This window comes from Empedobacter sp. UBA5036, assembly GCF_002415215.1.
Taxonomy (GTDB): Bacteria; Bacteroidota; Bacteroidia; order Flavobacteriales; family Weeksellaceae; genus Empedobacter; species Empedobacter falsenii_B.
In genome coordinates this window covers 52,884-65,441 of sequence record NZ_DICC01000034.1, presented here as the reverse complement: position 1 = coordinate 65,441, position 12,558 = coordinate 52,884, and the positions used below count along the sequence as shown (strand labels likewise).

The 12,558-nt window shown below is 32.1% G+C and carries 14 protein-coding genes; 3 read left to right on the top strand and 11 right to left on the bottom strand.

Going from position 1 to position 12,558, the window contains the following annotated elements; genetic code table 11:
* Positions 1-350: 350 nt before the first annotated feature.
* Positions 351-1,130 (bottom strand): superoxide dismutase, encoded by a 780-nt coding sequence (locus B4J88_RS06515; protein ID WP_286494662.1) that lies wholly within the window; start codon positions 1,128-1,130, stop codon positions 351-353.
* Positions 1,131-1,281: 151 nt separating this feature from the next.
* Between B4J88_RS06515 and B4J88_RS06510 the strand changes: the two genes are divergently transcribed.
* Complete coding sequence (locus tag B4J88_RS06510) at positions 1,282-1,908, top strand: hypothetical protein (RefSeq protein ID WP_286494663.1); 627 nt, start codon at positions 1,282-1,284, stop codon at positions 1,906-1,908.
* Between the two features lie 43 nt (positions 1,909-1,951).
* On the opposite strand, the gene hemE is transcribed toward B4J88_RS06510, so the two are convergent.
* From hemE to hemA, 4 genes are read right to left on the bottom strand one after another with little or no spacing between them, the layout of a single operon-like run.
* The gene (hemE, locus tag B4J88_RS06505; protein ID WP_219033601.1) at positions 1,952-2,980 is read right to left on the bottom strand and encodes a uroporphyrinogen decarboxylase; all 1,029 of its coding nucleotides are present in this window, start codon (positions 2,978-2,980) and stop codon (positions 1,952-1,954) included.
* Positions 2,967-3,644, bottom strand: coding sequence for a uroporphyrinogen-III synthase (locus B4J88_RS06500; protein ID WP_291066915.1), 678 nt, complete (start codon positions 3,642-3,644; stop codon positions 2,967-2,969). Before B4J88_RS06500 ends, hemE begins: the two co-directional genes overlap by 14 nt.
* The gene (gene hemC / locus B4J88_RS06495; RefSeq protein ID WP_180904970.1) at positions 3,644-4,570 is read right to left on the bottom strand and encodes a hydroxymethylbilane synthase; all 927 of its coding nucleotides are present in this window, start codon (positions 4,568-4,570) and stop codon (positions 3,644-3,646) included. Before hemC ends, B4J88_RS06500 begins: the two co-directional genes overlap by 1 nt.
* 7 nt (positions 4,571-4,577) lie before the next feature.
* On the bottom strand, positions 4,578-5,825 hold the full coding sequence (gene hemA, locus B4J88_RS06490; protein WP_219033603.1) for a glutamyl-tRNA reductase: 1,248 nt from the start codon (positions 5,823-5,825) through the stop codon (positions 4,578-4,580).
* A 196-nt stretch (positions 5,826-6,021) separates the two neighbouring features.
* On the opposite strand from hemA, the gene B4J88_RS06485 reads away from it, so the two are divergent.
* On the top strand, positions 6,022-6,900 hold the full coding sequence (locus tag B4J88_RS06485) for a helix-turn-helix domain-containing protein (protein WP_219033604.1): 879 nt from the start codon (positions 6,022-6,024) through the stop codon (positions 6,898-6,900).
* A gap of 71 nt (positions 6,901-6,971) precedes the next feature.
* Complete coding sequence (locus tag B4J88_RS06480) at positions 6,972-8,021, top strand: endonuclease (RefSeq protein WP_291066912.1); 1,050 nt, start codon at positions 6,972-6,974, stop codon at positions 8,019-8,021.
* Between the two features lie 52 nt (positions 8,022-8,073).
* On the opposite strand, the gene B4J88_RS06475 is transcribed toward B4J88_RS06480, so the two are convergent.
* From B4J88_RS06475 to ruvB, 6 genes are all read right to left on the bottom strand, one after another.
* The gene (locus B4J88_RS06475) at positions 8,074-8,589 is read right to left on the bottom strand and encodes a hypothetical protein (protein WP_286478753.1); all 516 of its coding nucleotides are present in this window, start codon (positions 8,587-8,589) and stop codon (positions 8,074-8,076) included.
* Between the two features lie 29 nt (positions 8,590-8,618).
* Positions 8,619-9,113 carry a hypothetical protein gene (locus B4J88_RS06470; RefSeq protein WP_291066910.1) on the bottom strand — a complete coding sequence of 165 codons (495 nt, stop codon included), beginning with the start codon at positions 9,111-9,113 and terminating at the stop codon, positions 8,619-8,621.
* Positions 9,103-9,633, bottom strand: a complete 531-nt coding sequence (locus B4J88_RS06465) for a hypothetical protein (RefSeq protein ID WP_291066908.1) — start codon at positions 9,631-9,633, stop codon at positions 9,103-9,105. The genes B4J88_RS06470 and B4J88_RS06465 overlap by 11 nt, the downstream gene beginning before the upstream one ends.
* Positions 9,626-10,306, bottom strand: a complete 681-nt coding sequence (locus B4J88_RS06460; protein ID WP_280045307.1) for an SH3 domain-containing protein — start codon at positions 10,304-10,306, stop codon at positions 9,626-9,628. The genes B4J88_RS06465 and B4J88_RS06460 overlap by 8 nt, the downstream gene beginning before the upstream one ends.
* A 60-nt stretch (positions 10,307-10,366) precedes the next feature.
* A complete protein-coding gene (queG, locus tag B4J88_RS06455) occupies positions 10,367-11,314 on the bottom strand; it encodes a tRNA epoxyqueuosine(34) reductase QueG (RefSeq protein WP_291066906.1) in 948 nt (315 codons plus the stop codon).
* Between the two features lie 200 nt (positions 11,315-11,514).
* Positions 11,515-12,552 carry a Holliday junction branch migration DNA helicase RuvB gene (gene ruvB / locus B4J88_RS06450; protein ID WP_038332085.1) on the bottom strand — a complete coding sequence of 346 codons (1,038 nt, stop codon included), beginning with the start codon at positions 12,550-12,552 and terminating at the stop codon, positions 11,515-11,517.
* Between the last annotated feature and the right edge of the window lie 6 nt (positions 12,553-12,558).

Below are 12,558 nucleotides of genomic sequence, written 5' to 3'. Positions count from 1 at the left end.
GCACGAGGAGAGTAGGAAAAGAATAAGTAGCACCAATATAAGGGAGAAGCGAAACGGGAAAGAAAGGAAGTGAACGAAAAGTAAAGAATAGTTGCCGACAGATGAAGCTGTAATGAAAAGCGTATAAGTGGCTGTGAGAGAAGCAACTAAAAAATGGTGTAGGAGAGTAAGAAAGAGGGGAGGGATAAGGGAGGAATGGGTAATAGTATATCAAGAAAGGGGTAGACTAGAAAAAGTAGAACCTAAGCCAAGCTTAATTTATGAAATAACACACGATAAGAGACAGTCCTTATATAAAACAAAAAAGCTTCTCAAAATTTGAGAAGCTTTTTTGTTTGTAATTAGAAAGACTATTTTGCTTTCTTATAATTTTCTTCAACTTGTTTCCAATCCAAAACATTGTTAAACGCTTTCAAATAATCATCGCGTTTGTTTTGGTATTTTAAATAGTAAGCATGTTCCCAAACATCAATTCCTAAAATTGGCGTTCCTGCGATCTCTGCTCCTGGCATCAATGGATTATCTTGATTTGCTGTACTTGTAACCGCCAAACTTCCGTCCGCTTTCACAACCAACCAAGCCCAACCAGAACCAAAACGTTTAGAACCCGCTTCGTCCAATTGTTTGATTAATTCTTCTGTAGAACCAAATGTTGCTTCAATCTTCGCTTTAAGATCTCCTGTAGGGGCTTTCTGTGGCGTTGGAGACATAATATCAAAATATAGCATGTGATTGTAATATCCACCAGCATTGTTGCGTAAAGCAGCATTATTCATATCCATTTTTTTCAAAATATCTACAATATCATTCGATTTGATATTTGCTTCTTTTAGCGCTGTATTCAATTTGTTGATGTATCCTAAATAATGTTTAGAGAAATGAACTTCCATTGTTTTTGCATCAATGTATTCGTTCAATTCATCGTAACCATATTTCAAAGGTTTAATTTGGAAAGTTCCTGGGTCAGCTTTAACATCTGTAGGATTTCCAACAGGCTCTGCAACAGCTTGCACTGTATCTTGTTTTACAACTTCTTTAGTTGTTGAGTCAGCATTTTCTTTCTTCGTTTCGCATGACTGAACAAAGAAAAGAACACCCAAAACTGACATCAAAAATATACCCTTTTTCATCTTATTCTTTTATGTAGTTTACTTATGATATTAATATTTCTACTAAAATATACTAAAACTATCGAATATAAAATTGATTTCTTTTAATTTTCTGTTAAAATGGAGATTATCATCTAAATCAATAAAGGTAATTTGTTTGTATATTTGATTCATGGATATTGAAATTAATAAAGAAGAATTAAATGATCTAGTTGATAAATTATATTTATTAACTGAAGATTATAAAAATTTGGCTAAAGAAATTTTTAAATATAAAGCTATGAAAGTTGATTTTATTGCTCTTAGTATTTTAAATAGAGCTATGTCAATTAATGAAGGTTTTAGATTATTATTTCAAGAAAATAATTTTTACTCTGCAACTCATCTAATTAGAATACAAATGGATAATCTAATTAGATATAATTCTATCCTAGTTGCTAAAGACGATAGTTATATTGATTATATATTAGACGGAAAAGAAATCAGAAAATTCCGCGATAGCATTTTAAAAAAGAATTTCAATGATGCTTATTTAGTTGAACAAATTTCAAAAAAATTTCCAGAAATAAAAATTTTATACAAAAAATACTGTGGCTTTATTCATTTTAGTAACGAACATTTAGAAAGAATAAAAACCTTTCCTAATATTGAAAATGTAAAATTTCGTGTAGAGATAGGTAATTTCGAAAATTATTCACATCAAGAAAAAGTAGAAATTGTATCTGATATGATTACTATTTCATTATTTATTTTTAATCAAATCAATTATTGGACCGAAGCAAAAAAGACCATAAAATAAAAAAACCTTCCATTCGGAAGGTTTTCTTGTTATATAGAGTTTCTTAATCTCTTTTATAATCTACAACAGCTTCTATAAAAGCTTGTGCATTTTCAACTGGAATATTTGGTAAAATTCCGTGACCTAAATTGGCAATATATTTATACGGACCAAAATCGTCAATCATTTCTTTTACCATTTGCTGAATAGTTTCTGGTGGCGATAACAAACGAGAAGGATCAAAGTTACCTTGTAACGTCTTTTTGAAACCTGTAAACTCACGCGCTAATTGTGGCGTAATCGTCCAATCAACACCCAAAGCAGATGCTTTAGAATCTGCCATTTTCTCTAAAGCAAACCAACAACCTTTTGCAAAAACAGTTACAGGAACTACTTTAGAAACTTCGTTTACAATTTGCTCGATGTATTTCCAAGAAAATTCATCATAATCTTTTGGCGATAACATTCCACCCCAAGAATCAAAAATCTGAATCACATTTGCACCATGTTCCACTTTTTTCAACAAATATTGAATCGTTGTTTGTGTAATTTTTTCTAATAATTGGTGTGCTGCAACTGGATTTTGGAAACAAAAACCTTTCGCTTGATCAAAAGATTTAGAACCACGACCTTCCACTGCATAACACAACAATGTCCAAGGCGAACCTGCAAAACCAATCAACGGAATTTTATTGTCCAACTCTTTCTTTGTAATATCCATCGCTGCATAAACGTATCCTAACTCTTCTTCAACATCAGGAATATAAACTTTTTCTACATCTTGAGCTGTACGAATAGGATTCTCTAACCAAGGACCAACACCAGGTTTCATCTCGAAATTCATTCCCATTGCTTGTGGCACAACCAAAATATCTGAAAAGATAATTGCTGCATCTAACGGAAAACGACGAATTGGTTGAACTGTAATTTCAGCCGCTAACTCTGGCGTTTGACAACGTGTAAAGAAATCATATTTATCTCTCAATTCGATAAACTCTGGTAAATAACGTCCTGCTTGACGCATCATCCACACTGGCGGACGCTCTACCTCCTCACCTCTCAATGCTTTTAAAAGCAAATCATTTTTTATCATTGATGTATTTTTTTATATTTTCAATAACTACTTCCACCAATGGTGTTTGCGCAGTTATAATTTCATGATTTGGATAAACTTCTTCTATCGCAGAAGTTGTTGTATTTCCGATTGTAAAAATACGCGAACTTTCTGAAATTTCATTTTGTTGATGAAACGCTTTGAATGACAACGGACTAAAAAAAGCATACACATCAAATGTTTCATTTAATTGATAAACAATTTGCCCTGATTGATATGTTATAATTTGATTGACTTCGTGATTTGCTTTTGATAATTCATTCACCAACAAATCTCGACGGGAAGAACCACATAAGAAATTCCATTTCGGAGAATAATTTCCTGAAATCAATTTCGGAGCTAAATCTTCTGCATAATCTTCAACCAACACAACTTCTCTGTTTTGTGCTTTTAGTTTTTCTGCCGTTTTTTTTCCAACAACAAAAAAATGACCATTCAATTCCAATCCTTGAATGGCATTTACTGTATTTTGACTCGTCACGATAAATTGATGAACGGATTCATCAACCTGTGCAGAAATTTCATTTTTCGAAGTCAATTCAATTTGTAAAGTTGGTTTACAAACCACCTCAACATCAGTTCCAAATTCTTTTTCAAGCAATTCAGGAGAAATAAACTTCGTGAATAAAACTTTCGTTCGCACTATTTCGTTCCGATTTCTTTTTTAATTTCTTCAATCATTTTTGCTGCACCTTGCGCAATACATTCTTCAGCAAACTCACGACCTTTCGTCAAATATTCATCTGCTTTGAATTGTCTTTCGATTGAAATCATCTCTTGTCCATCAATTGATAAAATTGCTCCTTTGAACGAGTAATTTTCTTCATCAATTTTTTCAACTAACGCACCAATTGGCGCTGTACAACCTCCTTCTAAAACATTCAAGAATTGACGTTCTACTGTTGCAAAAAGTTCACATTGCGGATTATTAATATCACTCAAATCAAAACCTTCTTTGGCAACAATTCCCAAAATCCCTTGTGATGGCGCAGCAATCATCCAATCAATCACTTTATAATGAAGACCTTTTTCTGCCAATTCATCTAAAATTTCTGAACGATCCAAACCTGCAAAAGCAAATACAGCTCCGTCCCAATCTGCATTATCTTGCAACTTTTTCAGACGTAATTGCACATTTCCTCGTAAATCTACAATCGTATCATTTGGATATTTATGATTCCAAAATGCTTTACGACGCAAAGATCCTGTTGCAATAATTCGGTGTTCTTTCTCGAAAATATCTTCCGATTTGTACACCAAAATATCCGCAGAACTTGCACGCTCTGGATATGCAATCAACTCTAATGTTTCTGGTAAAACAGTTGGTACATCTTTCAACGAATGAACCGCAATATCCACTTGATCATTCAACAAAGCAATGTCCAATGAACGCGTAAAAACACCTGTTAAACCTAATGAATAAATGGGTTGTTTTAGATTTGCATCACCTTCAGAAGTAATCGGAACGATTTCTGTTGGATGACCTTTTGCCTCAAGAATAGAAGCAACTTTATTGGCTTGCCAAAGCGCTAACGGACTTTGACGTGTACCAATTTTTATTGTTTTCATGATTGTATTAAGCTTGTTTTAAATGAAACATTTTTTCGATTAACTGAATTGTTTCGTCTGCATTTTCTTTATTTTCAATCAAATAAGAAGCAAACTGATTTGTAATTTTCTGAATTACTTTTTCAGTTAAAATCGTTTCATTTTCGTCAATGTTTACATTATCTTTTTTCAAATTATTTAAAGCAAAACTCTGAAAAAAGTCTAATCTATCTTTGAAAGATTGAATAGCAGGAACCAATTCTCTGGTTTCTAACCATTCGTAAAACTCTGTAGAATGCTCCTCTATAATTGCCAAAGCTTCTGGAATTGCATTGCGACGTTGCGCAATTGTATCATCTACCATTTTAGACAATCCGTCCACATTTACCAATTGTATAGATTCGCGAGCAGCCAATGTATGAATTACATTTTCTGGAACTGACATATCAATAATCGTCATTTCCTTATCGAACGGAATCATTTCTTCTGTAATCGTGTAATTACTTGCTCCCGTTGCAACAATTAGAATATCTGTTTTTTGTAATTCTTCTTTTAATTCGCTGTGATCTTTTACGGTAATATCGTATTTCAGTCCAAGAATTTCTGCCTTTTCTTTTGTACGATTGATTAGCGTAATGTTTGTATTTGGATAATGTTTGACCAAATTAGCACACGTATTACGACCAATTTTACCAATTCCGTACAACAAAATATTTTTGTCAACTAAGTTTCCTTGCGTTGCTTGAATAAAATTAACCGCTGAATATGCAACCGAAGCAGAACCGTTACTTAAGAAAGTTTCGTTCTTCACTTTTTTACTAATTTGAATCGCAGTATTTACCAAACGCTCTAAAAAAGCATTTGATGCACCTTGTTTTTTGAAACGAGAAAACCAAATTTTGATTTGTCCGATGATATCAAAATCACCTAAAATCTGACTTTCTAATCCCGACGAAACACGGAATAAATGTGTAATCGCTTCTTCTCCTTCTTTTACCATCATAAATTGACGGAATTCATCTGCATTACCTTCTGTGTATTTACAATATTGCTCAACGATTTGATCTTCGTTTTCTGCAAAACCATAAAATTCAGTACGATTACAAGTTGATACAATAAAAAAGTTTTCTAATCCATTCGTTTTAGAATCTTGCGTAAACGTTTCAACTTGTTCCGGGAAAAATGTAAATTTACCACGTGTAATGGCGTCAGCTTTTTCATAACTGATTCCGATTACGTAAAAATTTTCTTCCGTTTTATTACCTCTAATTGCCATTTCTTCAAATACTGATACAAAAGTAGTTTCAAAAGTCTTCGAAAAATAACTTTAAAAAGAAAAAATAACGCTAAAAATTAAAGTTTGCTTTTTTAGAATAATTATAAATTAAAGGTTTATATTTGTATGTAAACCATTATAAAGAGCGAAGTTGACAATTATCACGTTTTTTATATGACAAACCTCATCATTCGAAATGGATTTAAAAAATACCCATAAAAGTAAAATTAACGAGTATAAATTGTCAACAGACGTATTTATCGCTCAAATAGACAACTTTACAGCTTCTACAGACACGATTCTGAAAGGAATTGACAAGCGTTATATACAATTCTATTTTTGTACAAAAGGTTCGCTGACATTTAATTTTAATAATGGTATTTATAAAATCAATTTGAACGAAGGAAAAAGTTTTTTGTTTTATTATCCAACATTAGATATTCCATTATCGTTAAATATAAATGCAGAAAGTAAGGTTTATATTGTGGTTTTGTCTATTCATAAATTACATCAATTGTTTGCAGAATATCAAATTCAGAATAATTTGATTTCGAGCATGACGCAAGAGAAATTTTATATTGAACGCGAAATTGGGCCAGCGATAAAATTAGTTTTGAATCAAATTGAACAAATGAAACTTTCTCCACAATTTCAAAATTTATTTTTGAATGGAAAAATGTACGAATTGTTCACGCTTTATTTTTCTGAAATCGAAAATCAAACTGAGCATTGTCCTTTCTTGAATGATGAAAATGAAGGAAAACGAATCAAAGAAATCAAAGATTATTTATTAGCTGATTTTAAAAATCCTCCAACCATCAAACAACTTTGCGAAAAATTTTCGATCTCGGAATATCATCTGAAAGAAGGTTTCAAAGAACTTTATGGAACAACTGTTTATGGTTATTTATTGGATAAAAAACTGGAATATGCGTTGCATAAATTAGAAGAAAATCAACAAATGGTAAAAGATATCTCGTTTGAAATTGGTTACGAAAATCCATCTCATTTTATATCAGCATTTAAGAAAAAATACGGCTTGACACCTAAACAATACATTAAACAATTTCAGTAAAAAATTTAAGAATTGTTAATCTTAATATCATTTATTAAATACTTACTTTTGTTAAATATTTATAAATAGTTATGCAAAAATTTTTACTTCTTTTATTTCCTTTTGCCGCTTTTGCGCAACAACCCGACTATTATGAAGGGATTGATTTTAAACAAAATGGAAAAACGATAAAGGAAGAATTACACGATTTAATCAATGCTACGCATCATGCGGTTAGTTACAAAACTGTTTGGGATATTTTAATGAAATCAGATTTAGAAATAGGCTCTAAAGATAGAGTTTTATTGATTTATGGTTTTACTGATAATTCTACTGTTTATGCTGAACAACGCACTCGTGATGTCAACAATAGAAATACTACAGGCGGTAATGCAAATGGAAAATGGGAACGCGAACACGTTTTTCCGAAATCGTGGGCAAATCCTGTTTTGACGACTAGTTATCCAGGAACAGGGACAGATGCACATAATTTACGCGCAGTTGATAGACAATTAAATTCGACTAGAAGTAACAATGCTTATCGTGAAAAATGGGCACAAGATGTGACAGGGCAAGCCAAATTAATCAATGGAGGTTTTTATCCTGGTGATGAATGGACGGGAGATGTGGCGCGAATTATTATGTATATGTATGTACATTATGGGTTGGAAACTGATCCGCAATTAGTTGCGTACAACAATACGACAACAACCAATAATGATGGAATGCCAGATATGTTTCTGAAATGGAATGTGCAGGATAAAGTATCTGAATTTGAGAAAGTTCGAAACGAAATTATTGCCGAAACGCAAGGAAGTCGAAATCCATTTATTGATAATCCGTATTTAGCAACGTTGATTTGGGGAGGAGATAAAGCCGAAAATACTTGGGCTGAATTATCTGCGAACGATTACAATTATCAACAAACGCTTGTAGAAGTTTTTCCAAATCCAACAACAGATAAGGTAAAAATTAATGCGAAGAATTTTGATTATGTCAATTTATATGATTTTAATGGTCGTTTACTTGGAATTGAATTAGGTTCGGAAGTTAATTTGAAAAATTATCCAGCTGGAATGTATATTTTATCTATTCACCTAAAAGATGGAAAAATCATCACGAAAAAAGTGATTAAGAAATAATTTTAAACAAAAAATTCCAACTCTAAGAGTTGGAATTTTTTGTTTATTCATTTTAACAACCTTCGTTATACATCACGTCAAAAGAAGCTACTTTATCATTTACCAATTTGAATTGTAATATTGAACCTGCATCTTGATCTTCTACATTAAAATAACGAAAAGCCTTTGTTCTTTTATCCGTTTTATCATCATAACCATCATAAATAGAGATATTCAAGTTTTTGTATTTTGATAATAATTCATCTAATGAAGAACCAACTTTAATTCCAGACAATGTTTTAAGGCTCGAATCTGTCGATTTTACGCTATAAACAGTCAAATTATTAGAACCATTTCCATCTCCGTTCGATGTTAAGCCTACTTTATAGGTTACGCCTTTCGAAACAATTGTCAAATCATCTTCTGGATAACCATATTCGTTTAATTTCAACTTGAATTTTTGTCCAGTTAATTTCTCTAATTCAGACAATTTCATTCCAAGTTTTACGTCATTAATACGAGTTGTAGAAACTTGCGCTTGCAAAGCTATTCCAGCTACAAAAGCAGCTATAAAAAATATTTTTTTCATTTTTATGTATTTAGGTTTTAATCATTATTCTAAAGTGTACATTCTTCTGGATTATAGGAACTCAATCCTATTGTTGTTACAATTTCATTTTTCAAAGAAAAAGTCAATATTACACCATTTTCTTTATCATCAATTCTAAATTCTCTGTAATTATTATTCGATTTATCCAACAACACATTGTATTTCGACGAATAAGCTTTCCATAAATCGTCCAACGTACTGCCAATACCAATTCCAGATAAGGTTTTGATGTTTTTACTTGTTGTCGAAATAGAACTTAAATAGGTATCATTTTCTGTTTTACTCAAATAACCACTTCTTATTTCGATCGTGTAATCAATTCCTTTTAAAGTTATTTTCGTTTCGTTTTCATCTGCAATCGCCACAGGTTTATTGCCTAATAATTTCAATACTTCGGACGGACGCATACCAATTTTCAACTCATTCATTCGTGTTGTAGAAATCTGACCAAATCCAACTACAGAAAGCAAGAAAAATCCTAATAAAACTATTTTAGTCCTCATAAATATTATTGTTTAAATATCCCGATTCATTCGACAAAACCATTTTTACGACTTTATTATTTTTCAAATAAAAATCTAATGTACATCCATTATCAAGATCATTTATTGCAAAAGCTCTGACCGATTTTGTTTCGTCATCTTCAAAAATATCTTGCACCGAAATATCATATTTTTTGTACGCTTTCCATAAATCATCCAACGAACTTCCAATTTTTATTCCTGATAAAGTCGAAAGTTGAGCGCTAACAGACGAAACTGTATACACTTCAAATTGTTTTGTTTTCAAATTCTTATAATACGAAATATGATATTTAATTCCATTCAACTCAATGTCCTGTTCAGGCATTTCAGGATTATTTACATCATAAAGAGCTAATTTATTTGGTGTTAAAGCTGCTACTTGTTTTTGCGTCATTTCGTACGAAATATCTCCAAATTTGGAAGTCGTTACTTTTTGAGCAAACACTGTCGAAGTAAATAGCAAAAAGCATCCTAAAATTGATAAAATTCGACTAAGCATAAGCATTAATTTGAGCAATATGTTTTACAATTTTTCCATTATCCAACACCCAAAGTGCATCATAAACTCCAGCTCCATCGCTATATGTTGCGAACAAATAATATTGATTTAACTCTTTATTGTAAGTAAGTTTTGTAGCGGATAAATTTGCGTTATATAAATTGGTAAAATATTCTTTTGGAATGATAATCTCTTTTCCTTTGAATGATATTTTAAACGATTTGAATTCTGTTTGAGGAATCATTCCGTCCGAACCAAGAAAATCTTTTTCATCAATCGCATAAACAAAATCACCTTCCTTGAAAATTTTATGCTTTTTTGAATTAAATGTTTGCGTTTCGAGCTGAATAATATAATCTGCAACCGAAAATTCTATTTTAGAATCATTTGTCGAAGTTGGTGAAATCGATTCAAAATCTTCTAATTTTTTGATTCGATCATGGTAAACATAACCAGCTTTTTCAGGTTGATATTCGACCAAATACCATTTCGAATTTTCTTCATCAGAATCAATTGGATAGATAGAATTTGAATTGACTTTAGCAACAATTTTAGATGAAGTACTTTTTTCATCTCTCACATTTACAAAACCATCTTTATCTTGGACAATCCCAAATTGAGCTTGCGCAAAATAGCTTAAAAAAGTAGTAAGAATGAATAAACTTTTTTTCATTTTTTGATTCGATTTTCTTGAAGTAAAGCTAACAAAATCTAAACCAAAAATTTTCACGAATTATAGTGATTTTACAAAATCGATATTTCTTTTCAAACCATCATATTTTGTACGTTTGACAGGCGATTTCTTAAAAATTTCTCGAAAAACATCTTCCGTAATTTCTTCCCAATCTTTTTTTGAGAATTGATTAATTTTCTCATGACCAACAAAACGAGTTTCTTTCGTTGGCAACGAAAAACGATTCCATGGACAAACTTCTTGACAAACATCACAACCAAAAATCCAATCATCAAATTTCCCTTTCATTTCGGTCGGAATTTGATCTTTCAATTCAATTGTAAAATATGAAATACATTGACTTCCATTCACTGTTTTATTGGGTAAAATTGCCTCAGTTGGACAAGCATCAATGCAACGCGTACACTTTCCACAATGATCCGTTTCGATTGGAGAATCATAGGCTAAATCCAAATCAATAATTAATTCGGACAAAAAGAAAAACGAACCTTTTTGTTTAGATAATGTCAACGAATTTTTTCCAACCCAACCAATTCCAGTTTTTTTTGCCCAAGCATGTTCCAGAATTGGAGCTGAATCTGTAAAAGCTCGTCCACTCACCTCTCCTATTTCTTCTTGAATAAAATCTAATAATTCGCGCACTTTTTCCTTCACGACAAAGTGATAATCTTCGCCTTGCGCATACATCGCAACCTTATAAGAATCTGGATTTCGATCTAAATTTTGGTAATAGTTATACGCCAACGAAATCACAGATTTTGCTCCTTCTACCAAAATTCGAGGATCCAATCGCATATCGAAATGATTTTCCATATACAGCATTTCTCCATGATAATTATTCTTTAACCAAGACTCTAAACGTGGAGCTTCCTCTTCCAAAAAATCTGCTTTGGCAATACCACACGAAATAAATCCCAATGCTTCAGCTTTTTCTTTGATTCGATGGGACCATTTTATTTTGATATGTTCTTCTGTTTGAAGGAGCATTAGTTAATTCGTAATTATGAATTTATAATTATTATATCGACGAGATTAAATTTTATCATTCTGAATGAAACGTGAGTGAAATGAAGAATCTTAGATTCCTCCTAACGCAAGAATAATATGTCGTGTGAGCCATTTTCGATTTATTAGAGTAAGAAAATCGTTAAGATTCTTCGACAAGCTCAGAATGACTTAGAACAAAATTACAAATCAAACAAATCGGTTTGAGGTGAATTTTCTCCACGATATTTTACACCAATATGTTTGAAAGCTTTTTCTGTTGCCACACGTCCACGAGCAGTACGCATCAAATAACCTTCTTGAATGAGATACGGTTCATAAACTTCTTCTAATGTTCCACCATTTTCTCCAACTGCTGTTGCTAAAGTTGTAATTCCGACTGGTCCACCTTTAAATTTTTCAATAATTGTTGATAAAATTCTGTTATCCATTTCATCTAAACCATTATCATCAACTTTTAGAGCTTTTAAAGAAAATTCAGCAATTGATAAATCAATTTTTCCATTTCCTTTAATTTGTGCAAAATCTCGAGTCCTTCTCAATAAAGCATTTGCTATACGAGGAGTTCCACGACTACGACCTGCAATTTCTATCGCCGCTCTTTCGTCAATTGGTGTGTCTAAAATACGAGAAGATCGCTCAACAATCGTACTTAATAATTCAACATTATAATATTCGAAACGGAAATTAATTCCAAAACGAGCACGAAGCGGCGCAGTTAATAAACCAGAACGCGTTGTTGCACCAATTAATGTAAAAGGATTCAAACCAATTTGAACCGAACGTGCATTTGGTCCAGATTCGATCATAATATCAATCTTAAAATCTTCCATTGCCGAATACAAATATTCTTCGATAACGGGAGACATACGATGGATTTCATCAATAAAAAGCACATCATTTTCTTCCAAATTCGTCAATAAACCAGCTAAATCACTCGGTTTATCGAGAACTGGTCCAGATGTAATTTTGATTCCTACACCTAATTCATTCGCAATAATATTTGCCAATGTCGTTTTTCCCAAACCTGGAGGTCCATGCAACAAAACGTGATCCAACGCTTCGCCTCGAAGTTTAGACGCCTTTACGAAAACTTCTAGATTCTCGAGAATATGCGCTTGCCCAGCAAAATCATCAAAACTTTGCGGACGAACAGTATTTTCGTGATTTAGATCGTCGTCTGGATAAAATTCTTTATCAGGATTTAATAAATCTGACATAAAATG

What these genes read in the sequence shown, in the direction of transcription:
- B4J88_RS06475 (WP_286478753.1), bottom strand. Translation starts at nt 8,589, where the DNA reads ATGAAAAAAATATTTTTTATAGCTGCTTTTGTAGCTGGAATAGCTTTG.
- B4J88_RS06510 (WP_286494663.1), top strand. Translation starts at nt 1,282, where the DNA reads ATGGATATTGAAATTAATAAAGAAGAATTAAATGATCTAGTTGATAAA.
- hemA (WP_219033603.1), bottom strand. Translation starts at nt 5,825, where the DNA reads ATGGCAATTAGAGGTAATAAAACGGAAGAAAATTTTTACGTAATCGGA.
- B4J88_RS06460 (WP_280045307.1), bottom strand. Translation starts at nt 10,306, where the DNA reads ATGAAAAAAAGTTTATTCATTCTTACTACTTTTTTAAGCTATTTTGCG.
- hemC (WP_180904970.1), bottom strand. Translation starts at nt 4,570, where the DNA reads ATGAAAACAATAAAAATTGGTACACGTCAAAGTCCGTTAGCGCTTTGG.
- queG (WP_291066906.1), bottom strand. Translation starts at nt 11,314, where the DNA reads ATGCTCCTTCAAACAGAAGAACATATCAAAATAAAATGGTCCCATCGA.
- B4J88_RS06465 (WP_291066908.1), bottom strand. Translation starts at nt 9,633, where the DNA reads ATGCTTAGTCGAATTTTATCAATTTTAGGATGCTTTTTGCTATTTACT.
- hemE (WP_219033601.1), bottom strand. Translation starts at nt 2,980, where the DNA reads ATGATAAAAAATGATTTGCTTTTAAAAGCATTGAGAGGTGAGGAGGTA.
- B4J88_RS06485 (WP_219033604.1), top strand. Translation starts at nt 6,022, where the DNA reads ATGGATTTAAAAAATACCCATAAAAGTAAAATTAACGAGTATAAATTG.
- B4J88_RS06515 (WP_286494662.1), bottom strand. Translation starts at nt 1,130, where the DNA reads ATGAAAAAGGGTATATTTTTGATGTCAGTTTTGGGTGTTCTTTTCTTT.
- B4J88_RS06480 (WP_291066912.1), top strand. Translation starts at nt 6,972, where the DNA reads ATGCAAAAATTTTTACTTCTTTTATTTCCTTTTGCCGCTTTTGCGCAA.
- ruvB (WP_038332085.1), bottom strand. Translation starts at nt 12,552, where the DNA reads ATGTCAGATTTATTAAATCCTGATAAAGAATTTTATCCAGACGACGAT.
- B4J88_RS06470 (WP_291066910.1), bottom strand. Translation starts at nt 9,113, where the DNA reads ATGAGGACTAAAATAGTTTTATTAGGATTTTTCTTGCTTTCTGTAGTT.